The sequence below is a fragment of the Streptomyces sp. CG 926 genome (assembly GCF_003148825.1).
Lineage (GTDB): Bacteria > Actinomycetota > Actinomycetes > Streptomycetales > Streptomycetaceae > Streptomyces.
The window spans coordinates 205,860-231,654 of sequence record NZ_QGGZ01000001.1; the positions used below are offsets into that span (position 1 = coordinate 205,860).

Annotated in this window: 20 protein-coding genes; 6 read left to right on the forward strand and 14 right to left on the reverse strand. The window is 71.8% G+C overall.

Annotation, left to right across the window (positions count from 1 at the left end):
• Positions 1-72 precede the first annotated feature (72 nt).
• Entirely contained in the window at positions 73-915 is an 843-nt protein-coding gene (locus BCL76_RS00765; RefSeq protein ID WP_109777300.1) for an alpha/beta fold hydrolase, read from the forward strand.
• A 185-nt stretch (positions 916-1,100) separates the two neighbouring features.
• On the opposite strand, the gene BCL76_RS00770 is transcribed toward BCL76_RS00765, so the two are convergent.
• Complete coding sequence (locus BCL76_RS00770; protein WP_109777301.1) at positions 1,101-2,918, reverse strand: ABC transporter ATP-binding protein; 1,818 nt, start codon at positions 2,916-2,918, stop codon at positions 1,101-1,103.
• Between the two features lie 200 nt (positions 2,919-3,118).
• The gene (locus BCL76_RS00775; protein WP_109777302.1) at positions 3,119-4,288 is read right to left on the reverse strand and encodes an agmatine deiminase family protein; all 1,170 of its coding nucleotides are present in this window, start codon (positions 4,286-4,288) and stop codon (positions 3,119-3,121) included.
• Between the two features lie 158 nt (positions 4,289-4,446).
• On the opposite strand from BCL76_RS00775, the gene BCL76_RS00780 reads away from it, so the two are divergent.
• Positions 4,447-5,097 (forward strand): TetR/AcrR family transcriptional regulator, encoded by a 651-nt coding sequence (locus BCL76_RS00780; RefSeq protein ID WP_109777303.1) that lies wholly within the window; start codon positions 4,447-4,449, stop codon positions 5,095-5,097.
• Between the two features lie 174 nt (positions 5,098-5,271).
• On the opposite strand, the gene BCL76_RS00785 is transcribed toward BCL76_RS00780, so the two are convergent.
• From BCL76_RS00785 to BCL76_RS39515, 9 genes are all read right to left on the reverse strand, one after another.
• Positions 5,272-6,096 (reverse strand): ABC transporter ATP-binding protein, encoded by an 825-nt coding sequence (locus BCL76_RS00785; protein ID WP_109777304.1) that lies wholly within the window; start codon positions 6,094-6,096, stop codon positions 5,272-5,274.
• Positions 6,086-7,117, reverse strand: coding sequence for an ABC transporter ATP-binding protein (locus BCL76_RS00790; RefSeq protein WP_109777305.1), 1,032 nt, complete (start codon positions 7,115-7,117; stop codon positions 6,086-6,088). The genes BCL76_RS00785 and BCL76_RS00790 overlap by 11 nt, the downstream gene beginning before the upstream one ends.
• Positions 7,114-7,968, reverse strand: coding sequence for an ABC transporter permease (locus BCL76_RS00795; protein ID WP_109777306.1), 855 nt, complete (start codon positions 7,966-7,968; stop codon positions 7,114-7,116). Before BCL76_RS00795 ends, BCL76_RS00790 begins: the two co-directional genes overlap by 4 nt.
• Positions 7,965-8,927 (reverse strand): ABC transporter permease, encoded by a 963-nt coding sequence (locus tag BCL76_RS00800; RefSeq protein ID WP_109777307.1) that lies wholly within the window; start codon positions 8,925-8,927, stop codon positions 7,965-7,967. Before BCL76_RS00800 ends, BCL76_RS00795 begins: the two co-directional genes overlap by 4 nt.
• Positions 8,924-10,597, reverse strand: a complete 1,674-nt coding sequence (locus tag BCL76_RS00805) for an ABC transporter substrate-binding protein (RefSeq protein ID WP_109777308.1) — start codon at positions 10,595-10,597, stop codon at positions 8,924-8,926. Before BCL76_RS00805 ends, BCL76_RS00800 begins: the two co-directional genes overlap by 4 nt.
• An 88-nt stretch (positions 10,598-10,685) precedes the next feature.
• Positions 10,686-11,699, reverse strand: coding sequence for an agmatine deiminase family protein (locus BCL76_RS00810; RefSeq protein ID WP_109777309.1), 1,014 nt, complete (start codon positions 11,697-11,699; stop codon positions 10,686-10,688).
• Between the two features lie 491 nt (positions 11,700-12,190).
• A complete protein-coding gene (locus BCL76_RS00815) occupies positions 12,191-12,772 on the reverse strand; it encodes a TetR/AcrR family transcriptional regulator (RefSeq protein WP_181382385.1) in 582 nt (193 codons plus the stop codon).
• A 122-nt stretch (positions 12,773-12,894) separates the two neighbouring features.
• Entirely contained in the window at positions 12,895-14,064 is a 1,170-nt protein-coding gene (locus BCL76_RS00820; RefSeq protein WP_109777311.1) for an agmatine deiminase family protein, read from the reverse strand.
• 126 nt (positions 14,065-14,190) lie between these two features.
• A complete protein-coding gene (locus BCL76_RS39515; RefSeq protein ID WP_258309173.1) occupies positions 14,191-15,954 on the reverse strand; it encodes a serine/threonine-protein kinase in 1,764 nt (587 codons plus the stop codon).
• Positions 15,955-16,094: 140 nt separating this feature from the next.
• Here BCL76_RS39515 and BCL76_RS00830 point away from each other — a divergent pair, with 140 nt between their 5' ends.
• From BCL76_RS00830 to BCL76_RS00840, 3 genes are all read left to right on the forward strand, one after another.
• Positions 16,095-16,745: a TetR/AcrR family transcriptional regulator gene (locus BCL76_RS00830; RefSeq protein ID WP_109777312.1), complete on the forward strand. Its 651-nt coding sequence runs from the start codon at positions 16,095-16,097 to the stop codon at positions 16,743-16,745.
• Between the two features lie 192 nt (positions 16,746-16,937).
• Entirely contained in the window at positions 16,938-18,095 is a 1,158-nt protein-coding gene (locus tag BCL76_RS00835; RefSeq protein ID WP_109777313.1) for an agmatine deiminase family protein, read from the forward strand.
• Between the two features lie 86 nt (positions 18,096-18,181).
• Positions 18,182-19,066 (forward strand): DUF4436 domain-containing protein, encoded by an 885-nt coding sequence (locus BCL76_RS00840; RefSeq protein ID WP_258309174.1) that lies wholly within the window; start codon positions 18,182-18,184, stop codon positions 19,064-19,066.
• A 261-nt stretch (positions 19,067-19,327) separates the two neighbouring features.
• Here the strand turns inward: BCL76_RS00840 and BCL76_RS00845 are convergent, their stop codons facing one another.
• Positions 19,328-20,485 carry a helix-turn-helix domain-containing protein gene (locus BCL76_RS00845; RefSeq protein ID WP_146228287.1) on the reverse strand — a complete coding sequence of 386 codons (1,158 nt, stop codon included), beginning with the start codon at positions 20,483-20,485 and terminating at the stop codon, positions 19,328-19,330.
• A gap of 257 nt (positions 20,486-20,742) precedes the next feature.
• On the opposite strand from BCL76_RS00845, the gene BCL76_RS00850 reads away from it, so the two are divergent.
• The gene (locus BCL76_RS00850; protein WP_109777315.1) at positions 20,743-23,484 is read left to right on the forward strand and encodes a M4 family metallopeptidase; all 2,742 of its coding nucleotides are present in this window, start codon (positions 20,743-20,745) and stop codon (positions 23,482-23,484) included.
• A 156-nt stretch (positions 23,485-23,640) separates the two neighbouring features.
• Here BCL76_RS00850 and BCL76_RS00855 read toward each other — a convergent pair whose 3' ends face one another.
• Positions 23,641-24,255, reverse strand: coding sequence for a GNAT family N-acetyltransferase (locus BCL76_RS00855; RefSeq protein WP_109777316.1), 615 nt, complete (start codon positions 24,253-24,255; stop codon positions 23,641-23,643).
• 153 nt (positions 24,256-24,408) lie between these two features.
• The gene (locus BCL76_RS00860; RefSeq protein WP_375137882.1) at positions 24,409-25,701 is read right to left on the reverse strand and encodes a DUF5933 domain-containing protein; all 1,293 of its coding nucleotides are present in this window, start codon (positions 25,699-25,701) and stop codon (positions 24,409-24,411) included.
• Positions 25,702-25,795 lie beyond the last annotated feature (94 nt).

The window sequence follows — 25,795 nt, forward strand, 5'->3', positions numbered from 1 at the left end:
AGCGGCGGCGGCAGTGTGGGCGGAGCCGGGGCGAGGGACCCGGCGCCCACCGCACCAGAGGGAGCGACCGCCATGACCGCCACCATCACCGAGGCCACCACCGCCACCGCCACCGCTGCCACCCGTACCGCGACCGTCCGGGTCGCCGGGGCCCGGGTCCACTACGACCGCACCGGCTCGGGCCCCGCGCTCGTGCTCGTCCACGGCACCGGATCGGGCGGCTCCGCCGTGAACTGGCGCCAGGTGCTGCCTCGTTTCACCGGCGACCACACCGTCATCACCCCCGACCTCTCCGGCACCGAGCGCACCGTCGACGACGGGGGCCCGCTGACCGTGGAGGGCCTGGCCGCCCAGGTCATCGCCGTCATCGAGGACGCGGACACGGGCCCCGTGGACCTGCTGGGGTTCTCCATGGGCGCCCCGGTGTCCGCCGCCGTGGCCGCCCTGCGCCCCGACCTCGTCCGCCGGTTGATCCTGGTCGCCGGGTGGGCCCACACCGACGGCGACGAGTACCTGCGCAACCTCTTCACCCTGTGGAAGCGGATCGGCATCTCCGACCCGGCCGCCTTCGGTCGCGCCGTCGCCATGACCGGCTTCAGCCGCGGATTCCTCAACGCGATCGGCCGCGAACAGGTGGAGCTGCTGATCCCCAACATGCCGCCCACCCCCGGCACCCTGCGCCACGTCGACCTCGACACCCGCATCGACATCCGCGACCTGCTGCCGCGCATCCAGGCCGAGACGCTCGTGATCGGCTGCGCCCAGGACATCACCGTCCCGGTGGAGAACAGCCGCGCCCTGCACGCGGCGATCACCGGCAGCCGCTACGCCGAGATCGACGCCGGACACGTCGCCTTCTTCGAGAAGGAGGACGAATTCGTGCGGCTGGTGCACGAATTCGTCCCCGCCGTGTGATGGACACCTCGGGCCGGGAGACCGACCGTTCGTGGGCCGCCCGGATCGCCGCCTCCGGCGCGGTGGTGATCTCGGTGGACGGCGGGGGCCGCCGAGCACCGCTCCCCGCCGTCGTGCCCGGCACCTTCCACGGGTCCCGGGCGATCACCTCCGCCGAGGTGGCCCGGCCCCGGCCGGGCCCGCGGTCAGTGGAGGTCGGAGCGCACGGCGGAGGTGTCGTCGAGGAAGCCTCCCGACTGGTGCTGCCACAGCTTGGCGTAGGCGCCCTCCGAGGCGAGCAACTCCTGGTGCGTGCCGCGCTCGACGATGCGTCCGCGGTCGAGGACGACGAGCTGGTCCATGTTCGCGACCGTGCTCAGCCTGTGCGCCACGACGAGGGCGGTCCGGCCCTCCATGAGCCGCCACAGCGCCTCCTGGACGAGGATCTCGCTCTCCGAGTCCAGCGCGCTGGTCGCCTCGTCGAGCAGCAGGATCGGGGCGTCGCGCAGGATCGCCCGGGCGAGCGCGACGCGCTGGCGCTGTCCGCCGGAAAGCTTGACGCCTCGCTCGCCCACCATGGTGTCGAAACCGTCGGGCAGGGCGTCGGTGAACTCCGTGACGTGCGCCGCCTCGGCCGCGCGGCGGATCTCGGCCTCGGTGGCGTCCGGTCGGGCGAAGGCGATGTTCTCCCGCAGGGTGCGGTGGAACATCGCCGGGTCCTGCGGGACGTAGGCGATCAGGCTGCGCAGGTCGGCCTGGCGCAGTCGGGTGATGTCCTGGCCGCCGATCAGGATCCGGCCGGCCTCGATGTCCGTCATCCGCATCAGCAGCCGGGTGAGCGTGGTCTTGCCGCCGCCGGACCGGCCGACGAGGCCGATCTTCGTGCCGCCGGGCACGTTCAGGTCGAGGCTGTCGAAGAGCGGCTTGCCGCCGCCGTGGGCGAAGGTGACCCGCTCGAAGCGGACCTCGGAGGACCCGGGCCGTAGCGGCTCGGGCGACGCGGGGTCGACCACGGTCGGCGGGGTGAGCAGCAGTTCGGTGAACTGGGCGGCCTCCGTCATCGAGCTCTCCAGCCGTCGGTAGATCTGGTTGAACTCGAACATGATCCGCGTCGCACTGGCGTAGTAGGTGAAGGCGACGATGACCGCCTCCACGCCGTGCTCTCCCCCGCCGAGCGTGACGGCGAGCAGCAGGCCCAGCGCGTTGGTCAGTACGGACATCGGCGCGACCAGCGTGTCGATGCGCAGGTTGCCGTAGTCCCAGGAGCGCAGGGTGAGTCGGCGCGACTCGGCGACGCGCGAGCGGTGTTCGGCCGCCTCGCGTTCCTCGGCGGCGAAGGCCCGGACGGTGTCCATGTTCATCAGGCTGTCGGCGACGTGCCCTGAGACCCGCGCGATGGCCTCCTCGCGCTGGGCGACGAGTCCTTGGCGGCGTCGGATCAGCGGCGCCACGCCCAGCGCGGTCACGGCGATCAGGACCAGGAGTCCGGCCACGAGCAGCGGGTCGTACTGCCACAGCACCACGGAGGCGAACACCAGCGGTACGAAGCTGCCCATGACCGAGAAGGTCAGGGTGTCGACGAACTCCTCGAAGCGGGAGGCGAAGCTCAGCACCCGCTTGGTCAGCGAGCCCGCGAAGTTGTCGTGGAAGAACGCGGCGTCCTTGGCGAAGAGTTCGTCCATGCCGACGACGTAGAGGTGCTCGATGCCGCGGGCGTCGAGGCGGTTGAGGCAGTGCAGGCCGAGGCGCCACAGCGTCTCGGCGAGGAGCAGGACGCCGGCGAAGGCGAGGACGTACGGCAGCATCGCGTCGACGGTGCTGCTGCCGCCCCCGGCGATGCGGCCGACGAGCTTGGCGACGATGAGGGGAGCGATGTAGTTGATGCCGATGTTGCCCAGCGCCGGGAGCAGCATCGCGGGTGCGGTCAGCCATCGGAGGCGGACCAACTCCCGTCCGTAGTAGCGAAGTGCGAGGAGTACCGGGCCCTTGCCCGGTCGTTTTTCGGGCGGTTCAGGCGTTCCCATGACAACCCTGTGCGTTCGTGTGCGGACGGCTTGCAGGAACCGAAGTGTCCCGTGGCGGCCTCCGCTCGGTCCAAGGCTTTTCCCGAATGGCGGTATCTCGTACCCGTTCGCACCCGGAGACGGTGGAGGGTCGTTCCGGAACGCTCCGGAACGACCCCTTGGCCTCGGCCCTGGTCCCTGCCTCGTCGGGCGGGGGTCGGTTACGGGACGGGCTGCTGCTGGGTGACGCAGTGGATCCCGCCGCCGCCGGTGCCGAGCCGGTCGATGTTGAGCTGCTCGACGGTGCGGCCGGGGTAGAGCCGGGCCAGGGTGGCCTTCGCCGCGGTGTCGGCCCGGGTGTCGCCGAAGTGGGCGGTGATGACGGCGCCGTTGCACAGGTAGTAGTTGGCGTAGGAGGCGAGGAAGTCCGGGTTGGAGGAGCGGATCTTGTCGTAGTCGGGGCCCTGGATCTGGTCGACCGTCATGCGCGTGCCGTTGGCGGCGGTGGCGGCGGAGAGGATCTGGTACTGCTGGCGCGCATCCTTGGCGTAGACGTCGTTGTCCGAGGCCAGGGGCATCTGGACGGCGGCGCGGCCGGGGGCGAGGAAGCGCGAGGTCGCGTCGACGTGGTCGTCGGTGATGTCCTGGCCCTTGACGCCGTCGAACCAGATGACCTTGGAGGCGCCGTAGGCGGCGAGCATGGCGGACTCGATCTGCGCCTGCGACTTGTTGGGGTTGCGGTTCTTGTTGATCAGGCTGCTGCGGGTGGCCATCAGGGTGCCGGCGCCGTCCTGTTCGATCGCGCCGCCCTCGCCGACCAGGGCGGCGGCGGTGAAGGGGACCCCGACGTAGGAGGCGATCCGGCCGGCGACGAGGTTGTCCCGGGAGTGGGTCTGCTTCTTGCCCCAGCCGTTGAAGTTGAGGCCGACGGCGTCGAGACCGCCGGATCCGTTCGTGCGGAAGACGGGTCCTGTGTCGCGCATCCAGCAGTCGTCGACGGGGATGGTGCTGATGACGGTGACGGTGGAGCCGCACATCGAGCGGGCCTTGGCGGCGCTGCCGGAGTTGGCGCAGAGGTAGACCGGCTCGTACTTGGCGATGGTGCGTGCGATGAGTGCGATGTCCTGCTGGACGCCGCCGAGCGTGTTGCCCCAGATGGAGGTGGAGTCGGGCCAGGCCATCCAGGTACGGGTGTGTCGGACGTCCTCGATCGGCACGCGGAAGGCGCCCGCCGCCGTCGGTCGGAGTGCGGACGCGGCCCCGGCCCGCCCTTCGGTCGCCGCGAGCGCGGCCGCGGCGGCGGTGAGTCCCGCCGCCGCCAGGAACCTGCGTCGGCCCATGCCCATGCCCATGCCCTCGCCCGCGGGCCGGTTCACTGCGTGATCGTTCATGTGGGGGTTCCTCCGATGTCTCAACTCCCCGCGGGGACAGCGGGGTTGACCGGAAAGCTAAAACTGGCCAAGCGCTCGGTCAATAGTTTGGACGAGGTCGTTCCGGTGGATCGTGGAAAGCCCCAGGTCGCGGACCGAAGGCCGGCTAGAGTGACGCCATGGCAGCTGTCGCGAAGGACTCCGGGGGCCGGCCGGCCACTCCCCCTGCAAGGGCCGGCCGGCCACGGTCCTCGACGAAAGGCGAACAGACCCGGGCACGACTGATCGCCGCCGCACGGACCCTGCTCGCGGGTGAGGCGAGCGAGGGCTTCACCACGCGCAACGTCGCGGCACTGTCGGGCGTTTCGCACGGAATGTGCCACTACCATTTCCAGGACCGGACCGATCTCGTCCTCGCGGTCATCGAGGACATCCGCCCGGAGTGGATCACGCCGCTGGAGACGGCGGTCCGCGCACCCGGACCCTTCGCCGAGCGTGCCGAACGGGTCGTCCAGCTACTCGGTCGGCCCGAGGGCCCCGAGCTCTCCCACCTCCATTCCGCCCTGCACTGGCAGGCATTGAACGACACCCGGGTCCGGGCGAGCCTGGAAACCGAGTACCGGCGCTGGCGTGCCTGCTTCGTCGCCCTCTTCCAGGTCCTGGCCGACGAGCGCGGCGAGGGCCTCGATCCGCGCCCGCTGGGACTGGCCGTGGCCGCCGCCGTCGACGGCCTGGCGGCCATGGACTCCCTCGGCGCCGACGGCGGTACGGAACCGATCCTGCGGACCCTGATCCGTACCCTCGCGGCGGGAGCCCGGTCCGAGCCGTGACCGGTGGCCGCCAGGCCGTCTCTTTCGGATCGTGGCGGCCGAGCCCGCGGCGTCCGGTGCCGTGCCCGGCAAGGCGGAGGGGCGCCCGTGTACCGGACGTACTCGGTCGCCCCGACAACGCGGCCGGGTGCGGTGCCGGGCGTCGCGGGCCCGGCAAGATCCGGAAGAGACGGCCTAGAGCGCCCGGCGGGCCGCGGCGATCGCCTCCGGGTCCCACCCCGGGCGGGGCACCGACTCCAGCAGGAGCCGGGTGTAGGGGTGCCGGGGTGCGGCGAGCACCTCGGCCGTGGCGCCCGCCTCGACGATCCGGCCGTGCCGCATCACGACGATCTCGTCGGTCACGCACCGTACGACGCCCAGGTCGTGGGTGATGAAGAGGTACCCGATGCCGGTCTGCTCCCTGATGTCCGCGAGCAGGTTGAGGATCTGCGCCTGTACGGAGACGTCGAGCGCGGCGACCGCCTCGTCCAGGACGAGCACGGACGGCTCGACGGCCAGCGCGCGGGCGATGGCGACGCGCTGACGCTGGCCGCCGGACAGCTCTCGCGGCAGGGCGTCGGCGGCTCGGGTGCCCAGACCCACCTGGTCGAGCAACTCCCTTATCCGCTTGCCGTGGTCACGGCCCGGGAAGTGCAGGCGCAGGGTCTCGCGCAGGGCCGCCTCGACCCCGGTGCGCGGATCGAGGGAGAGGTACGGGTCCTGGAAGACCATCTGGACCTCCCGGGCGCGGGCCAGGCGCCGCGCACGGCCGCGGCCCTCGCCCCGCGCGGTCCGGTTCCGGCCGCCGACCAGGACCTCGCCCTCGTCGGCACGCTCCAGGCCCACGATGATCCGCGCGGTGGTGGTCTTGCCGGAACCGGACTCCCCCACGATCCCCAGCGAGCCTCCTTCGGGCAGGACGAAGGACACGTCGTCCACGGCGCGTACCGCTCCGTAGGACCGGCGTAGGCCCGTGACCTCCAGCACGTTGCCGGGAAGACCCGGTCCGTTATCGGGCATCGACGGTGCTCCCTTCGAGCCGGTCGCTGTGGTGGCAGGCGGCCAGGTGTCCCGGCCGGCCCGGGGCGGCCACCGGCAGGGGGACCTGCCGGTCGCAGACCTCGGTGGCGAGCGGGCAGCGGGCGGCGAAGGCGCAGCCGTGCAGGGCCTGGCGCAGGTCCGGCGGCTGCCCCTCGATGGCGGCGAGCCGGCCGCGCGGGCCGTCCATCCGCGGGGTGGAGGCCAGCAGGGCGGCCGTGTACGGGTGTCGGGGGCGCGCGAAGAGGGCCTCGGCGGGCCCGCTCTCGGCGATCCGGCCCGCGTACATGACGTAGACGCGGTCGCTGATGGCCGCCGCCAGGTCGAGGTCGTGCGTGACGAACAGCAGGCCGGTGCCGAAGCGGGCGCGGAGCCCGGCCAGCAGGGCGATGACCTCGGCCTGCGAGGTGACGTCCAGCGCGGTGGTGGGCTCGTCGGCCAGCAGGAGCACCGGGTCCCCCATGAGGGCCGCCGCGATCACCACGCGCTGGAGCATGCCACCGGAGACCTGGCCGGGATACTTGCGCATCACCGCCGGCTCCAGGCCGACCGCCCGCAGGAGTTCGGCGGCGCGCGCGGTCGCCTCGGCCCGACTCATGGCCCGGGTCAGCGTGGCGCTCTCGGTGAGGAAGTCCCCGATGCGGCGCAGTGGGTTGACGGCGGCGCGCGGGTCCTGGAAGACCATGGCCACGGCGGAGGCCCGTACCGTACGCAGCCGGTCGGCGCTCATGGTGAGGACGTCCTCGCCGGCCACCCGTACGGCTCCTTCCACGACGGCTCCGGACGGCAGCAGGTTCAGGGCGCTCCGCGAGGTGAGGCTCTTGCCGGAGCCGGACTCGCCGACGAGGGCGACGGTCTCACCTTCGCGAACCGTGAGGTCGACGCCGTCGAGGACGGGTCGGGCGGTACCGGGCAGGGTGATCCGCAGCCCTTGGACGTCGAGGGTGTGCACCGGTTCCGTGGGGTGCGGCGTGGGGTGCGGCGTGGGGTGCGGCGTACTCATCGGGACCTCCTGGCGACACGGTCGGCCCAGCGTTCGCCGACCACGTTGAAGGCGACCACGGTCAGCACGATGAAGGCGCAGGGCAGGATCGCGGACAGCGGGTAGCCGTGCTGGATGGCGGTCTGGCCGTCGAAGACCATGCGGCCCCAGTCGGGGGTGAGGGCGGGTACGCCGAGCCCGAGGAAGGACAGTCCGGCCAGGTCCATCAGGGCGTAGCCGAAGTTGATGGTGGACTGGGCGAGGACGACGGGGGCGATGTTGGGCAGGATGTGGCGCAGGCAGATCTGCAGCGCGGAGTGGCCCTGGACCTGGTAGGCGCTGACGTACGGGCGGGCTCGTTCGGCCAGGACCAGGGAGCGGGTGAGCCGGCTGACGTAGGGCAGGTAGGCCACGGCGAGCGCGATGACCGGGGCGAGCAGCCCCTCCCCGTAGACCGAGATGATCAGGATGGCGAGCAGCATGCCGGGGAAGGCGAAGACGAGCTCGGTGCTACGGGAGAGCACGGAGTCGATCCAGCCGCCCCGCCAGGCCGCGGCCGTGCCGATGGCGATGCCGGCGACGGTGGAGAAGGCGACGACGCCGAGCGGTCCCAGCAGTGAGGTACGGGCGCCGAGCAGCAGCCGGGAGAGGGTGTCGCGGCCGGCCGCGTCCACGCCGAGCGGATGCGCGGCGTCGGGTGCGGCCAACGCGTTGCCGAGGTCGACCGCGTTGGGGTCGTGGGGTACGAGCCAGGGGGCGAGCAGGGCGGCGAGGACGACGACGGCGACGAGCACCAGGCAGATCAGGTGGAGCGGGGAGCCTGCGGCGCGGATCCGGGAGAGGCCGGGCCGGCGGGTCAGGACGGCGGTCATACGGCGGCGCTCCTCGTTCCGAGGGTGACCCTGGGGTCGACCAGGGGCAGCAGGAGGTCCACGATCAGGTTCACGATCATGAAGAGGGCGACGATGATCAGGGAGATCGCCTGGACGGTCGGGAAGTCCTTGGTGGTGGTGGACAGTTCGAGGAGCTGGCCGATCCCGCCGATGCTGAAGGCCGTCTCCACCAGGATGGTGCACACGAGCAGCGTGGAGACGACGAGGCCGCCGGTGGTCAGGACGGTGCCGAGCGCGTTGCGGAAGACGTGGCGCTTGATGACCTGGCGTTCGGGGACGCCCCGGCTGCGGGCGACGGTGACGTGGTCGCTGTCGAGGGCTTCGAGCATGGCGGAGCGGGTGACCCGGGCGAGCATGCCGATCAGGTAGAGCGCGAGGGCGACGGAGGGGAGCGTGAGGTGCCACAGCATGTCGCCGAGACCGCCGTCGCCCGCCCCGCTGCTGGGGAACCAGCCGAGGTTGACGGCGAAGAGGCCCTGGAGCAGGACCGCCGCCACGAAGGACGGGGTGCCGACGGCGAAGGTCGTGGTGACGAGGACGGCGGAGTCGGTGGCCCCGCCGCGGACGGCGGCGATCCGACCGAGGAGGAGGCCGACGGCGACGACCACGGCGAGCGACATCGTGATGAGCATCAGGGTGATGGGCAGCCGGTCCGCCAACAGCCGCGAGACGTCGGTGCGGTAGGTGATCGACCGCCCGAAGTCGCCCTGCAGGATGTCGCCCAGCCACCGGAGGTAGCGCAGCAGGAAGGGGTCGTCCAGGTGGTACTGGGCGTTGATCGAGGCGAGGGCCTCCGGGGAGGCCGAGCGGCCGGCGAGCAGGAAGCTCGCCGGGTTGCCGGGTGCCAGGTACATGGCTCCGAAGACCACGAACGAGGCGGTCAGCAGGGTGGCGGCCATCTCCGCCACCCTGCGTAGCGCGAATCTGACGAAACTCACTGCGCGGCCCCCACGTCGGCGGCCCACGGGTAGTACATGTACGAGATGGTGGTGGGGGCGCCGGTGATGCGGTTGTTCATGAACAGCGCGGTGGGCCACTCGGCGACGGGGATCCACAGGAGCTGTTCCGAGGCGTGGTGCTGCAGCTTCGCCTCGATGTCCATCCGCTGCTCGACCGGGTAGACGGCGCTCGCCTGGTCGACGAGCTTGTCGTACTCGGGGTCGCTGTAGCCGGCGAAGTTCATGTACGCGCCGGTCCTGAAGTTCTGCAGCAGGTCGAGCGGGTCGGTGATCGAGTCGTAGTAGGTGAGCGGGAACATGTCGATGCCCTCGCGCGCCTGGGGGTCGGTGAACAGCGCGGTGAAGGCGTTCGGGGCGATCGTCTTCAGCTGGATGTCCAGGCCGATCTGCGTGCCGGCCGCCTGGACGGCGGTGGCGAGGAGGGAGACGTCCTGGCCGATGGAGCTGGTGGCCACGGTGAGCGTCTTGCCGGTGGCGCCGGCCTCCTTGACCAAGGCCTTGGCCTTCTCGATGTCCTGGCCGGTGGGCGGCAGGCTGTCGAAGGCGGTCTTCAGGGTGCGCTCGGGGGCGGCGGCCCAGGCGGCGCGGGTGGTGAGGGAGTTGGTGACGGTGCCCGCCCCGCCGAGGCCGGCCTTGACGAAGCCGGAGCGGTCCAGGGCCAGGGACAGGGCGCGGCGGACGCGGATGTCGCCGAGCGGGCCCTGCATGTCGGTGACGTTGACGTTGACCGTGCTGAGGCCCTCGCCGAAGTAGAGGGTGCCGGTGCCGCTGTTCTTGAGGCGGGCGTAGCTCTCGGTGGGGATCAGGTATCCGCCGTCGGCCTCCCCGCTGAGCATGGCGTTCGTCCGGGCGGAGGGGTCGGTCAGGACGCGGAAGACGGCCTTCTTCGACTTGGCCTTGGTGCCCCGGTAGCCGTCGAAGCGCTCCAACTCGATCGACTGGCCCTTGTTCCACGTACCGAGCTTGAAGGGACCGGTGCAGCCGAGGCCGCCCGTGGTGCCGTAGTCCTTGCCGGCCGCCTCTACGGTCGACTTGGAGGCGACCACGCCGGCGGCGGTGGCCATGTACTGGGGGAACTGCGAGTCGGGCTTGTCGAGCTTGACGGTGACCTGCAGCGGGCCGCTCTTGGTGATCGAGGCGACGTTCTGGAACACCTGGGCCCAGGCGGCCGCGTTGTCGGGGTCCTTCTGGCGGCCGAGGCTGAAGACCACGTCGTCGGCGGTCATCTCCTTGCCGTCGTGGAAACGCACGCCGGGGCGCAGGTCGTAGACCCAGGTGGTGGGGTCCGGGTTGGACGCCTTCTGGGCGAGACCGGGTTCCATGGTGAGGCCCGGGGTCCAGCGCATCAGGCTTTCGCACACGTTGGACAGGACGGTGTTCTGCGGGTAGTCGAAGGCCACCGTGTAGTCGAGGGTGGGCGGTTCGGCGTAGACGGCCCAGGTGAAGGAGTCGATCTCGCCGTGGGCCTCGGGCGTGGAGGCCGACAGCCTGACGTCGGTGACACCGCCGGCCTTCTCCTTGGGCGGTCCGGAGCAGGCCGCGAGCAGACAGACGACGGTCAGGGCGGCGGTAGCGGCCACGGCAACGGGGCCGAGCCGGTCGCGCCGGCCGCGGAAGCGTCTGCCGGTGCGGGGCGGGGTGGTGGTCATCGTCGCGCTCTCTATTCCGTGAGGGATGCGGGAGGGAGGAGCGGGCGGACCGCCGGAGCGGTCCGCCGGGAGCGGCCGGTTTCCCGGGTCAGACGGTGGTCCGCACTGCGGGGATCTGCTGGGTGATGCAGTGGACGCCGCCGCCGCCGAAGGCGATGGCGAGGGCCCGTACCCCGACGACCTTGCGGCCCGGGTAGGCCGTGGCGATCACTGCGAGGGCTTCCTCGTCCTGGGGCACGCCGGCCACCGGGACGACGACGCCGCCGTTGGCGACGTAGTAGTTGAGGTACGACACCTCGATCTCACCGTCGGCCAGGTCCGCGAAGGCGGTCTGCGGCACCTCGATGATCTCCAGGCGACGGCCGAGGGCGTCGGTACTGGCTTCCAGTACGGCGCGGTTGGCGCGCATCCGGACGTGGTCGGGGTGGTCCGGGTCGGCGGGCAGCGAGATCACGACCGTGCCGGGGGCGGCGAACGCGCAGACACCGTCGACGTGACCGTCGGTCTCGGTGTCGAGCAGGCCGCCGTACGGGAGCCAGATGACCTTGGTGACGCCGAGCCGGGACTTCAGCTCGGCCTCGATCTGGTCGCGGTTCATGCCGGGATTGCGGTTGGGGTGCAGGAGGCACTGCTCGGTGGTGATCAGCGTGCCCTCGCCGTCGACGGTGACGGCCCCGCCTTCGAGGATCATGCCGGAGGGGATGCGCTCGATGCCGAGGTGCTCCAGCAGCAGGCCGCTGATCCGGTCGTCCGAGTCGAACGGGTGGTGCTTGCGGCCCCAAGCGTTGAAGCGGAAGTCCACCCCGGCGCGGTTGCCGTCGCCGTCGAGGACGAAGAGCGGGGCGGAGTCACGGAACCAGGAGTCGTCGAGCGGCAGCTCGATGACGGTGACGCCGTCACCGCACAGCGCGCGGGCGTCGTCGCCGAAGCCGGGCGGGGCGACCATCGTCACGGGCTCGAACGCCGCGATGGCGCGGGCGACGCTCGCGTACTCCTCCCTCACCTCGGTGAGCACGCTGCCCCACAGATCCTCGCGGGTGGGCCAGGCCATCAGACAGCCGTCGTGCGGGGACCACTCGGCGGGCATACGGAAATCGGTCATCAGATGTCTCATTTCTTGCGTGGGTGGAGTCTTCCATTCGACTGAAAATTCAGTCAAGAGGAAGGGCGGGGCAAGGGAGGAAGCGGGGGGCGATGGAGGACGCGGCCGGAGGAAGTGGAGGCGGTTCAGCTGGGCCGGCTCGGAGTGTGAAGGTTCGCCGTCGAGCGTCACGAGCCCGGTTCCGGCGTTCGCGCCGCCCCGGCGGAGGGTGGCGTCGCCGACCTTGCCGTATGCGTCGAGGAGTACGGGCCGGGCGCGGCCCGTGAGGTGGCACGGGCCGGCCGGCGGTCCGAGGGGGCGGAAGGATCGGCCCTCCCTGCTCGGAATCTTCACTCTGGCATTGACTGAAAATTCAGTCAAGAGTTTGAACAGACCTGGGTCTGCAGGGAAACACCGGAGTCCGGCGGAAGACGAGTTGGGGACGGGTGGGAGACGGGAAGGAGGCGCGCGCGGGGCGGGCCGGGGCGCGAAGCGGCCCCGGCCGGCGTACGTCAGGCCCGCTCGAGCCCGGCCAGCTCGGCGTCGACGGCGCCCCGCATCAGCTCACGGGCGTGGTCGATCTTGATGCCGCCGCTCAGCCAGCGCATGCTCAGCCCCTCCAACAGGGCGGTGAGCCGCTCGGCGGCCGCGGCGAGGGCGGAGGCGGGCACCATCGGCCGGACCTGGCCCAGCAGGGCGGCCACCTCCTGGACCCACACCAGGGTCGCCCGTGCCAGGTCCTCGCGCAGGACCTCGTCGAAGACGGCGCTGGCCCGCAGTTCGCCCCAGGCCGAGCTGTTCTCCCTCACCTCCACGGTGTCCTGGAGTTCCAGCAGGAGGGTCTCCTCCAGCTCTTCGAGCGGGGTGAGCGGCGGGTCGTCCGGGTCGCGGTCGGTGGTGTAGCGCTCGGCGCGGTCGTTGATGAACTCCAGCGTCTGACGCAGCACGCCCGTGCGGTCCTTGAAGTGGTAGTAGATCAGGGCGGTGGAGACGCCGGCCTCGGCCGCGAGCTCCTCCACGCGCAGCCCGCGTACACCGCGCCGGGCGATCACCCGGGCGGCGGCTTCGAGGATCTGAGTACTACGAGACGACATGCTCCGCACCCTACCGGGATGATCGGGTGCGTACGTACGCGGCCCGTCACCAGGAGTGCCGGCCGGCGCGCGGGCCGCCCCGGCGGGCGGGACCGGCCGCGCCGGCCGGGGCGGCCCGGCCATCAGAGCGCGGGCGGTACGGCCGGGTGCGACTGGGTGGCGCAGTGGATTCCGCCGCCGCCGGAGGCGATGCCGTCGATCGGGAGCTGCTCGACGCGGTAGGACGGGTAGGCGTCCCGGAGGATGGCGTAGGCGACGCCGTCGGCGTAGGCGTCGCCGAACTGCGGTGCGATCACGGCCCCGTTGGCTGTGTAGTAGTTGGTGTAGCTGGACAGGAACTCCTCGCCCCGGCCGCGGATCTCCCGACGGTCCGGTCCGGGCAGTTCGGTGACGGCCAGGCGGCGACCCCGGGCGTCGGTGGCGCTCTGCAGGGCCCGCTTGGTCTCCTCGTAGACGGCCACCCATTTCTTGTCCGCGACGGGGCCGGGCCTGTCGAGGATCACGCGGCCGGGGGCGACGAAGCGGGCCAGGCAATCGATGTGGCAGTCGGTGATGTCCTGGCCAGCGAGGCCCGGTACCCAGATCACCTTGTCGATGCCGAGCGCCGCCTTCATGGCCTGCTCGACCTGGGCCTGGCTCATGCCCGGGTTCCGGTTGGCGTTGACCATCGAGCTGACCGTGGCCAGCAGGGTGCCCTCGCCGTCGGTCTCCAGCGAGCCGCCCTCGCCGACGAAGCCCGCGCGGATCCGGTTCACCTCGTACTCGGCGAGGAGCGTGCGGGCCGCAGCCGCGTCGTTGGTGAAAGGCTGCGCGTACTTCGTACCCGCCTTGCCCCAGCCGTTGAAGTTGGTGTCCACGCCGGCGATGGCACCCGGGGCGACGACGAAGGTGGGGCCGAAATCGCGGATCCAGAGGTCGTCGTTGGGGATGTCGAGGACCTGGATGCCGTGGTACGCGCCCGCTCCGCACCGGTAGCGGGCCTCGGCGGCCTGGCCGGGGCGGGCCAGCACCACCACCGGCTCGTAGCGCGATATCGCGTGGGCCACCTCGGCGATGTCGCTGCGCACCGCTGCGAGGCCGTCGCCCCACACCGACGAGAGGGCCGGCCAGGCCATGTACGTACGGATGTGCCGGTCGGTCTCGGCGGGCATGCGCAGGGTGCCGGAGCCGCTCTGCGCGGCCGAGGCCGGCTGCGCCTGCCAGGGCAGGGCGGAGCCGAGAGCCGCCAGCGGCAGGGCCGCCGCGCCGAACTGGAGCATGCGGCGTCGTGAGGTGCGGGGGTTCATATCCATGGTGACTCCCTGATGAGGAGGGGCGGGATGAACGGCATCCTGGCCCTAACTGAAAATTCAGTCAACTATTCGCCCGATCTTTCCCGTGTGTCGCGCCAGCGCGCGGACGTGATTCCGCTTCGGGGATCACTTCGCGCGGAAGTGGTCGACGGCGATCGTCACGGAACCGGCGGAGGTCGCCTCGACGAGCCGCACGATCGCGAGTTCGCGCTGGTCAGGGCTGCGTACGCAGAAGGGACGCTCCTTCGCGAGCGACGTGAACGGCAAGGTCGTCACGGGCCGGGTCTCGATGCCGCGTGCGCAGTCGTCCGGGGTCAGCTTTCCGCTTCCGTCGGCCACGTACGCGTCGGACTCCTCGGACAGCAGGAAGGCGTCGGAGCCACGTGCGAGGTACCAGGCGGCGCTCTCGACGGGGACCACCTTCCCGGCGCGTAGGTCGAACTCGTAGCCGGAATCCGGGGTGGTGAGCTCGGTCCGCGGATATCCGGGGACGTACGCGGACACCGCCGGCCGGGACGCGCCGGTGGCGGGTCCGGCGGTGGGGGCGTCGCCCTCCTCCGCGGGGAGGCCGAACCAGTAGGCGCCGCCGCCGCAGGCCAGCAGCGCCGCTGCGGCCAGGGCGACCACGGGGAGCCGGCTCCGGCCGCGCCGCCGGTCGCGCCGCGCCGGGGGAACCGGGGCCGCCGGGTTCGGAACCGGACCGGTGGGCGGGGTCGGGGTCGAGGCCGAGCCCGGGGCCGGGGCCTGCTGCGGGCCAGGGCCGGGGCTCGGCGTCGGGCTCGGCAGCGGCGTCGCCCTCGGGCTCGGGGCGTACGGCATGGTCCCGCCCGGCCCGGAGGCGGGGTACGCGGCCGCCGCCCTGGTCGCCTGGAGGTGCTCCGGTACGGGCGTGCCCGGCCGAGCGACTCCCGCGGCCCCCGCGGCCGAGCCGGCCGCCGCGTGGCCCGCACCCGAACCGGACCCCCCGGCCGGGCCGGCGTCCACCCGGCCCCCGACCTCCTCCAGCACCGGCCGGGGAAGCCAGCCCTCGGTGAACTCCGGCCGCGGGCCCACGAGCGGGTGCGCGTGGACGGCCGCGATCAGGTCGGCGGTGGTGGGACGGTCCTGCGGGTGCTTGGCCAGGCACCATGCCAGCAGCTCGTGCAGCTCGTGCGGGATCCGACCGAGGTCCGGCTGCTCGTGGACCACCCGGTACAGGGCTCCGGACTCCGGCCCGTTGCCGAAGGGCGGGACCCCGCCGGCCACGAACCCGGTGAGTGCCCCGAGCGCGAAGACATCGGTCGCCGAGGTCACCGGGTGGCCCAGCGCCTGCTCCGGCGCCATGAAGGCGGCGGTACCGATCCGCAGACCCACACCGGTCAGGGCGGCGGCGTCGGCGGCGCGCGCGATACCGAAGTCGATCACTCGCGGCCCGTCCCCGGCGATCAGCACGTTCGCCGGCTTGAGGTCCCGGTGGACGACGCCCACCCGGTGGATCTCCTGGAGGGCCTCGGCGACGCCGGCGACGAGCAGCAGCACCGTCCGTACCGGCAGCGGCCCGTGCCGCTGCACGACCTGGTGCAGCGAGGGGCCCGGGACGTAGGCCGTGGCCAGCCACGGGGTGTGGTCGTCCTCGCCCGAGTCGACCACCTGTGCCGTGAAGAGCCCGTGGATCCGCCGGGCGCTCGCCACCTCCTGGGCGAACCGCTCACGGAACTCGGGGTCCGCGGCGAACTCGCGCCGGACGGCCTTCAGCGCGATGGGCCGGCCTCCTGGCGTGTACGCCAGGTAGACCACGCCCATGCCGCCGGAACCGAGCCGGGCGTGGAGGCGGTAGCCACCGATCTCGTGGGGGTCGTCGGCGGACAGGGCCGTGAGGGCGGACTGTACGCCGGGAAGCTGAGCGAACATGCGGTGGCTCTTTCAACGATGCGATGCGCTGAGGCAATGACCTGGGGCGCAATGACCTGGGGCGCATCGTGCCGCTAACTAAAGTTTCAGTCAATGTGTGACAATGCGAGACGCACATCGCCAGAAAGGGGGATCGACCGGTGTCGGATCGAAGAAGAGCCATCCTGGAGGGCGCCGCCCGGGTCATCGCACGACGCGGGGTCCGCGGGCTGCGGGTGAGCGATCTGGCGGTCGAGGCCGACGTGTCGACCGCCCTGATCTACTACCACTTCAAGGACCGCACCGGCATCCTGCGGCACGCCCTGGCCTTCATCAGCGACCGGGCCGACCGCTACACGGGCGCCACCGGCGAACCGGGCGGCGCCGACGAACCGGGCGCCGCCACCGGGTCGGGTACCGCCGCCGGGGTGGGCGCCGCGCCCCCGACCATGGAGCCGCACCGACGCCTGGAGCGGATCCTGCTGCTCGAATTCCAGGATCTGCCCGAGGTGCGCGAGAACAGCACGGCCTGGGGGGAACTGCGGGCGCACACGATCTTCGACCCGGAACTGCGCGACGAGCTCACCACGGCCGGAGCGGCCTGGGTCGAGGAGGTCGCCGACCTGCTGGCCGCGGTGTGCCCGGCCGCGCCCGGCGCCGCCGTCACCGCCGCCGCCGAGCGGCTGACCGCCCTCCTGGAAGGCCTGAGCAGCCGCTGGCTGAGCGGCCTGGTGCCCGTGGAACACGCCCGCGACCTGATGCGTGGAGCCATCGGGGTCGAGATCGGGCGACTCGGTTCCCGCGCTGCGTAAATTGACTGAAATTCCAGTCAGTGCAACAGTGGGCGACATCCGGCCGCACTACTTACCCGTGCGTACCGGACGTTCTCGGTGCAAAGCGTGCACCCTTTGGATAGGGCCCGGCCCGCCGGCGTCTGCCACGCCTCCCGTGCCCGCTCTGGCCGGATGCCCCTCGCTCCGCCAGCACACGATCGGAGTCCCCTCGTGTCGTTCACTCCCCCCACCCGCCGGTCCGTCCTCCGCACCTTCGCCGGGATCGGCGCCGCCGTCTTCGGTGCGGCCGCCTGCGGTCCCGCCGAGTCCGGTGAGCAGCCCGGCCCCGGCGGCTCGCCCCTGCCCGCCGCGGACGGAAAGCGCCGGTTCGGCGCCGAGTGGGAGAGCCACACCCGCACCTTCATGTCCTGGCCGGCCCTCGCCTCGGTCTGGGAGCAGGACCTGCCCTACGTCCGCGAGGACATCGCGCGGATCGCTCGGGCCGTCGGCGGCTACGAAGAAGTGATCATGATGGCCCGCCCCGACCAGGTGAACGCGGCCCAGAAGGCCGTCGGCTCGCAGGTCGAGGTGATCCCGCTGGCCGTCGACGACCTGTGGGCCCGCGACACCGTCCCCGTCTTCGTCGAGGAGGGTTCCAAGGTCGTCGGCGTCGACTTCAACTTCAACGGCTGGGGCAACAAGCAGGAGCACCCGAACGACGCCCAGGTGGGGCGCCTGCTGCTGCAGAAGTACGGGATCCCCCGGGTCCAGGCCCCGCTGGTCGCCGAGGGCGGCTCCTTCGAGACCGACGGCGAGGGCACGCTGATGGTCACCGAGAGCTCGATCGTCAACGACAACCGCAACAAGGGGAAGTCCCGGGACACCATCGAGGCCGAGCTCAAGCAGACCCTGGGCGTCCAGAAGGTCATCTGGCTGGCCGGCGTACGCGGTGAGGACATCACCGACGCGCACGTGGACAGCCTCGTACGCTTCACCGCCCCCGGGGTGGTCCTGCTGGACCGCGCCCACCCCAGCACCCCGCCGGACTCCTGGTCCCGCTCCGCCGACCAGGCGAAGTCCGTCCTGTCGAAGTCGACGGACGCCCGCGGCCGCCGTTTCGAGGTCATCGATCTGCCGCAGCCCGACCTGAACCGGATCACCGGTGAGGGCGACGACTTCGTCTCCACCTATGCCAATTTCTACGTCGCCAACGACTCGGTGTTCATGCCGCAGTTCGGGGACCGCAAGGCGGACGACCGCGCCCGCGGCATCCTGCGCGAGCACTTCCCCAAGCGGGACGTCGTCATGGTGAAGATCGACACCATCGCCTCGGGCGGCGGCGGCATCCACTGCTCGACGCACGACCAGCCCGGCAAGCCCGCCGCCTGATCCGTCCGCGGGCGGTCACGCCCCGGCGCCGCCCCGCACGACCCCGTAACCCCGCACCCCCGCACCCCCGCACCACCGGAGCCACCTTGTCGAACTCCCACCGCCCCGCACGGCCCGCGCGCCGCGTCCCGCTGTTGCCGGGCCTGGTCCTGATCGCCATCGTGGCGGCGGTCACCGTGGGAGCGTGGCTCCAGTTCGGGGAGCGCCAGGCCCTGGACACGGTGTACACGGCGGGGCGTGCCGACCGGGACCGCGTCGACGTCAGCGCCACGATCCAGCGCGTCGACGCCGCGGGCCGCGAGATGACCTTGCGCGTCCTGGTCACTCCTCGGGGCGCCCTGGCCGAGGCCGACGGGGTCTCCCCCACCGAGGACCTCACCATCCAGACGTCCACGGCCACCCGGGGCGATCTCACCTTCAAGGCCCACCAGCGCATCGCCACGACGGACGTACCGGTGGCCCTGACGGGCGGCTCGATCACGGACTACCCGTTCGACTCCTACGCGGCGGACGTCGAATTCGGTGCGGTGCTCGGCGGGGAGAAGGTCCCGGTCCGCGTCACGCTCTCCAACAACGACGTCCTCTTCTCGGCGACGGTCGACGCCTCGACGACGCAGGGCATCGCGGTCCTCGACATCGGCCTGGCGCGGTCCACCAGCGTGTTCATCTTCGCGATCTTCATGATGCTCGCCATGTGGGCGCTCGCCGTCTCGGTCCTGATCGGCGGCTGGTACCTGGTCACCCGCCGTAAGGGCCTGACCTGGCCCGCCCTCGGCTGGATGGCCGCGACCCTCTTCGCGCTGGCCGCCTTCCGCAACACGGCCCCGGGCGCTCCGCCCATCGGCTGCCTGCTCGACTACATCGCCTTCCTCTGGGCGGAAACGGTCATCGCGTTCTGCCTCATCACGGTCGTCATCACGGGCATCCGCGCCGAACCCCCGGCCACGACGCCGTCGGACACCCCCTCGTAGGGTTCCGTCGGTCGGCAGAGATCCCCGCGCCGGGGAACACTCCCCGCCCCACGGCCTCGAGACCCGCACGCGCGCATCGTCCTCGCGGGCGAGCCCGTCGCCACCGGCCTGCCCAGGGCGGTCCGAGGCGCAATCGCCGCCATGCTCGCCACACCGGCCGGTGTGGGCGCTCCGACCCGGCGTCGACGGCGGAACACCGACGGCAGCCGGACCGCGACGGCCTGACCCACTCCCGCGGCGGCCCCGGTGGGTGAGCTCCGCTCAGCTGCGCCGTGCCGGGTCCACCGTCTCGCCCCCGCACAGCTCACGGAACGGGCCCGGCTCGGGGTGGAGCGGGCGCAGCAGGAGATCGTGGGGTGCGGCCCGACCCGCTGACCGACCCGCTGCCCGACCCGTGGCCGGCCCCTCGGCCGGACCGGAGGCATCGAACCCCGTGAAGTGACCTCCCGGCTCCCTCTCCTCGCCGTCCGGGTCGGGGTGCGGCTGCAGCCAGCCACGGATGGCGGCCTGGACGCCGGCCTGGAATCGGGTGTCGGCGCCGAGTTCCTCCAGCATGCGGGTGATCCGTCGGCGGGCGGTGTGCACGTGTACACCGAGCCGGCGGGCGATGGTCTCGTCCTTCAGACCGGAGGCGAGCAGCCCGAGCAGTTCCCGCTGGTCCGCGACGAGCGGGCTACCAGGGCTACCCACGGGGGTGGCGCGCGCCCACAGGGACTCGAACAAAGGCAGCGCGGCCCGGTGCACCAGGGAGTCGCCGAACACCAGCGCCGCCCCGTCGGCTCCACCGACTCCGTCCACCCCGTCTACGCCGTCGTCGCTGCCCGGCTGCGGGGGCAGTAGGCACGTACGCCGGTCCACGAGGACCAGGCTCGTCGGCAGGCGCCGGCCGATCCGGGCCTGGAGGCCGAGTCCGGTGAGGGCGATCAGTTCCTTCGCCCGGTCCGGGAAGTCCGTGCCCCGCCGGTCGGTGACGGTGCGTACGACGACGCCGTGCGCCAGCAGACGACGTATGCGGTCCCGGCCGACCGCCCCGGCGGCCCCTACCTCCCGGGCCTCCCCGGCCTCCTCCCGGCCGGGAGCCGCCGGTGCTCCTTCCGTGCGGTCGAGGATCAACACCTCCGTCTGCGCGGCGTCGAGCAGGCTGTCGAGGCGGGCCCGGGCCGCTTCGGTGCCGGTGAGGATCTCGATGCCGGCCGCGGCGTCCGGGGGTGGCGCGGGCTGCGGCGGAAGCCGGTGGGCCAGCCGGTCGGCGTAGGAGCGCAGGGAATTGAGGTCGGCCGACTCCTGGTGCAGGAGGGCTTGCCTGCGCTGGATGAGTACGCGCAGCACGGAGGCCGGATCGGCGGTCGTGGGCGGCACCGGCCGGCTGTCTTCGTGCGTACGGGCCGGAGTCCTGTCGTGCGGGTCGGTTTCGATCATGCCGGGGATTTTGACCGCCTTCACAGAGCCCCCACAAGTGTGCATGGCCACTTCTGAGGGGGTTCCGGCTCTGGTCGGGAGCCGTCCGCGCGGCTTGCATGGCGGCAACTCACGGCAACGCATCAGGCACTCATGGTTGAGGAGACCCCTTGCCCGAGCTCAGCGCACGTTCGACGGCATCCACCCCTGCCGCACGAAAGATATGGCGGAAAGACCTCCGATCCGCCGGAGCGATCGCGGTTCTGCTGGCGGCCGCAATGACCTTGCAGGCGTCGCCGGCGTGGGCCGCGGACCCCGGCCCCTCGAACGCCTTACCCGGCCAGGACACCGCGACCCCGGTGCTCGTCGAGGGCCTACGGGAGCCCGTGGACGCCAAGGCCGCTCCGGCCGACGCGGCACGGCAGCACCTCGCCGCGAACAAGAGCCGCTACAAGATCCCGCGGGCGGGCAGCGACCTCGTCCCTCTGGCGGCGACGGCCACCGGGTCGAAGGACGAGACGGTCAGGCTGCAGCAGAAGCACCGCGGCGTCCCCGTCCTGGGCGGGCAGTACGTCGTGCGCATGCAGAAGCAGGACGGCAAGCGCGTGGTCACCGGCACGTCGGGGCACTACTTCACCGCACTCAGCACCGACGTCACCCCCCAGGTCACCGAGGACGTCGCGGTCCGCCGCGCGGTGGCCGCAACGGCCCGCCGGCTGGGAGCGGCTCTCGACAAGGGCCAGGCACCGCGGTCCGAGTCCGGTGATCCGGCGGCCACCGGCATGACCGGTGAGGCCAAGGGGCTCGTCGTCCTGCCCAAGGGAGCCGGTGTCCTCGCCTACCGCGTCACCGTGCGCGGTACGGCGCCCGGCACCGGGGCACCGGTCGTGGACGAGGTGTATGTGGATGCCCGCTCGGGCTACCCGGCGCTCCAGTACAGCGCACTGAAGACGATGGCTGCCCCCGCGGTCACGGCGGCCGGTGAGGTCGCCGAAAGCCCGACGGCGGACGGCCCGCCGGCCGCTCCCGCGAATCTGGTCCCGGAAACCGGGTCCGGTGCCCGGCTCAGCGGCGCCGCGGCCTCGCTGGACATCGCCTACGACCCGGCGGCCGGCAGCTACCTCCTCGCGGACGCGGGCCGTATGCGCGCCACGAGCAAGAGCCTGCTGTCCACGTGGGACGCCCGTGGCAAGTCGGTGTCGGAGACCTCCGGCAGGTGGCCCTCCGGCATCACGATGTTCTCCTCCCCGAACACCTCCTTCGGCGCCGCGGCGACGGAGTCGGGAGCCGTGGACGCCCACTGGAACGCGGGCCAGGTCTACGACTTCTACAAGAAGAACCTCGGGCGCGACAGCCTCGACGGGAACGGCGGGGCCGTCAACTCCCTGGTCGGTGTGACGTACTACGGCCAGCCCTACGCCAACGCGTTCTGGGACGGCACCAAGATGGTCTACGGCATCGGGGACAAGGAGTTCAAGCCGATGTCGGCCGACACGGACGTCGTCGGCCACGAGATGACCCACGGCGTCATCGAGCACACGGCGAACCTGGTCTACGCGGGCCAGTCCGGCGCCCTGAACGAGGCCCTGGCGGACTACTTCGGCAACGCGATCGACGTCACCGCGAGCGGGACGCCGATGGGCGATCCGACCGCCGGCCTGATCGGCGAGGACCTGTGCCGCACGAAGACGGCCGCCGACTGCGCCCTACGTGACCTCAACGACGGGGCCACCACCTCGAAGAGCTTCCTGGGCGTGTCGTTCGCCACCGACAACGGCGGCGTGCACCTGAACTCGACGATCTTCTCCGGCGCGCTGTGGGACATGCGCGAGGATCTGGGCGGCGCCCTGGCGGACAAGATCGTGTACAAGGCCGTCACCGAGTACATGACGCCGATCGACGGATTCACCGAGGCCCGGGGCGCGGTGCTCGCGGCGGCCAAGGCACTGGGCGCGACCGCCGGCCAGCAGAACGTGGTCAAGCGGTCGTTCAACGCCCATGGCATCGTGCCTGGTTGGGAGCAGGCCCTCGGGGTCGACACCGACACCCTCTTCGGCAAGCTGAACACCACCGACTCCGGAGTGGGTGCGGGCGGCGGCTGGTGGACGGCCTCCAAGTCCAACGACGACGGCTCCGAGCCCTACTCGGTGTACGCCGGCCGCCTGGACGGCAAGGGCGCCCCGAAGGTGATCAGCCCCAACGACGGCCGCTACCACACGGCCCCGGCGACGGACGGCAAGACCGTGGTGTGGACGGCGTACGGCCCGACCTCGGTCGATGTCCTCTCCCGCCCCGTGGCGGGAGGCCCGATCAAGACCCTGTACAGCTCCGTGACCGGCGTCGCGGGCCTGCGCGTGGAGAAGAACACGGTCGTGTTCGAGGAGTACGACATCATCGGTGGCCGGCACGTCGGCTACCTGCGCCCCACCGACAAGGCCCCGGTCTTCACCGACGGGAAGAAGTGGAACACCCTGACCGCTCTCCCCTCCATCAGCGACAACAAGATCGCCTACGCGAAGCTCTACCCGGAGGCCGGTTCCTACCGGCTGGGCGTGGAGGTCGTCGACCTCGCCACCGGCAAGGCGGTCATGACGGAGCAGCTCGACGAGCCGGTGAGCCTCGGCCAGACCGGTATCAACGGCAAGAACGTCTTCTGGCTGGCCGACACCGACGAGAGCGACGAAGGTCTGACGTCGGTCATCAGCTCCGGCCTGGACGGCCGCGGCGCCTTCATCGTCAGCAGCGAGCACAAGCCAGGCGCCTTCGTGGCCTCCGACCTGACGGTCTCGCAGGACGCGCTGACCCTCGTCGCCCAGACGCCCGACACGCGCTACCGCAACGAGTCGCTGCCCAAGCTGTGGCAGCTGACCACCGACGGCTCCCGCCGCGAACGGGTCTCCTGCAACCGTGGTGAGCAGAGCTACCCGGCGGCCGGCGCGGGCCGCCAGGTCACCTGGCTGGACGCGACCACCGGCTCCACCGACCTGGTGGTCCGGGAGCGGCCGGCCGGCACCTGCTGATCCCTCCCGCCGAGCGACGGGGCCGACGGCGCTGCCGTCGGCCCCGTCCGCGTGCCGCGATCGTGCCGGACCCGTACCGGGAACGCCCCGGGGCGGCGGGCGGGCCCGTCCGCCCGGCCCGTCCACCCCCGTGGCGCGGCCCTCACTCCCCGGCCCTCACTCCCCGGCGCGCGCGTCGGGACGGGCCGCCCGGCGTGCCTGAAGCGCGAGCTTCACCGCCGGCCATTCCGGCCGGGTGATGCTGTAGACCGCCGTATCGCGGATCCAGCCGTCCCGCATGACCATGTGGTGGCGCAGCACGCCCTCGTGGGTCGCGCCCAGCCCGGCGATCGCCGCCCGTGACGTCGTGTTCCGTACGTCGGTGAGCAGCTCGACGCGGTTCATGGCCATCGTCTCGAAGGCGTGCGTCAGCATCAGCAGCTTCGCCTCGGTGTTGACGCCGGTCCGCTGCCGGGACCGCGCGAGGAAGGTCCAGCCGATCTCCAGCCGCCGTTGCGCGGTGTTGATCATCATCAGCCGGGTCGAGCCGACGACCCGGCCCGTCGCCTTGTCCACGGTCGCGTAGGGGATCTGCGTGCCCTCGGCGCGGGCCGCCATGGCGTCCTCGATGAAACCGCGGACGTCGTCCGGGTGCGGGACGAGCGTGACCGCGAGCTCCCACAGGCTGCCGTCGCGGACCGCCTCGCACAGCGCGTCGTGGTGCCGCGGCTCCAGCGGCTCCAGTCGGACCCGCTCCCCCACGAGTTCCCCCGAGGCCTTCGCCCGTTCCATGCCCGACCCGCCCGTCCCCCGGTCCCTCACGACGGGCCGACCCTATCCGGCGGAGATCATCGGCCCCACCGGATTTCGCCCGGCGGGACGGCGGGACGGCGGGACCGCGGCACGATCGGGGTCGGGGTCGGGCGGTGTCGGCCCCGCGCGCGCTCAGACCAGTTCGGGCTGCGGTTCGCGTCGTGGTTGTGGCACCCGCGTTCCCGCCGCGGCCGCGTCCTGCCGTTCCCACTGCCTGGTGGTCCGTACGTAGCCGTAGATCACCGAGCCCATCGCCAGGAGGAGCAGCGGCCCGAACACCCACGGGTAGGCGGCCAGCTGCGTCGACAGATAGCGGTAGGAGACCAGGTACGCGACGAACACCGCGAAGCCGTAGCCGGTCAGCAGGGCGCCGGGCCGGTCCCAGCCGCGGGCGAGCGCGCGCAGCGCCGTCTCGATCGTGACCGTGAACACCACGCCGGCGATGATGTCCGCGCCGTAGTGGTAGCCGAAGCCCAGCGTGGCGCCGAGGGTGGCGATCAGCCAGAAGGTGCCGGCGTAGCGCAGCGCCCGCGGGGCCTTGCGGGAGTGGATGAAGATCGCGGTGGCCCAGGCGGTGTGCAGGCTGGGCATGCAGTTGCGCGGGGTGAACTCGTCGAAGGGCATCGGGCCGGGGGCCCCGAGCGGTGGCGGTGTGTTCGGCCAGAGGTCGGCCATCGCCCACTGTCCGCCGTCGGCGCCGTAGGCGAAGATCGGCCCGACCACCGGGAAGATCATGTAGATGCCCGGTCCGAGCAGGCCGATGACCAGGAAGGTGCGCACCAGATGGTGGCTCGGGAAGCGGCGCAGGGTCGCCACGTGGCGCAGCTGGTACAGCGCGACGGCGACCGCGGCCACCGCGAGCTGGATGTAGACGAACTCGAGGACGCGGAAACCGACCGTGCCGGTGGCCTCGACGATCCGGCCCGCGACCCATGACGGGTTGCCCAGGGCGTGATCGGCGGTCGCCACGTACTGGTCGAGCACCGTCGGGCGGGTCTTGGAGGTGATGAACAGCCAGGTGTAGCCGGTCTTGCGGCCGGTCACCAGCAGCAGGGCCAGCCCCACACCTTTGAGCAGCAGGAGGCGCTCGCGGCCGGTGCGGCGCGTGACGGCGATGACGGCCCAGGCCAGGGTCACCCACAGGGCGCCGGTGCCGAACATCATCTGGGCGCCGACCGCCCACCGTACGAGCCAGAGGACGAGGTCGATGCCGATCGCGGCGGCGAGCCCGATGAACCGCTGCCGCCAGGTGAGCACCACCATCATCAACGCCATGCTGGCGTACAGGACGGTCCCCGACTTAGGGGCGAAGATCACCTCGCGGGCCTGGGCGGTGATCGGGCCCGGTACGTCGTACCAGCGCGCGGCCAGCTCCAGTGCGACGAGGAATCCGAGGGCGATCACGCTCACCACGGCCCACAGCAGGGCCCGCGGTCGAGGCCGCCCGGCGGGGCTGGTGCCGTCGCCTGTTCGAGAGAGAACCCGCGATATCGTTGATGTCAATTTCCGGCCGCTTATC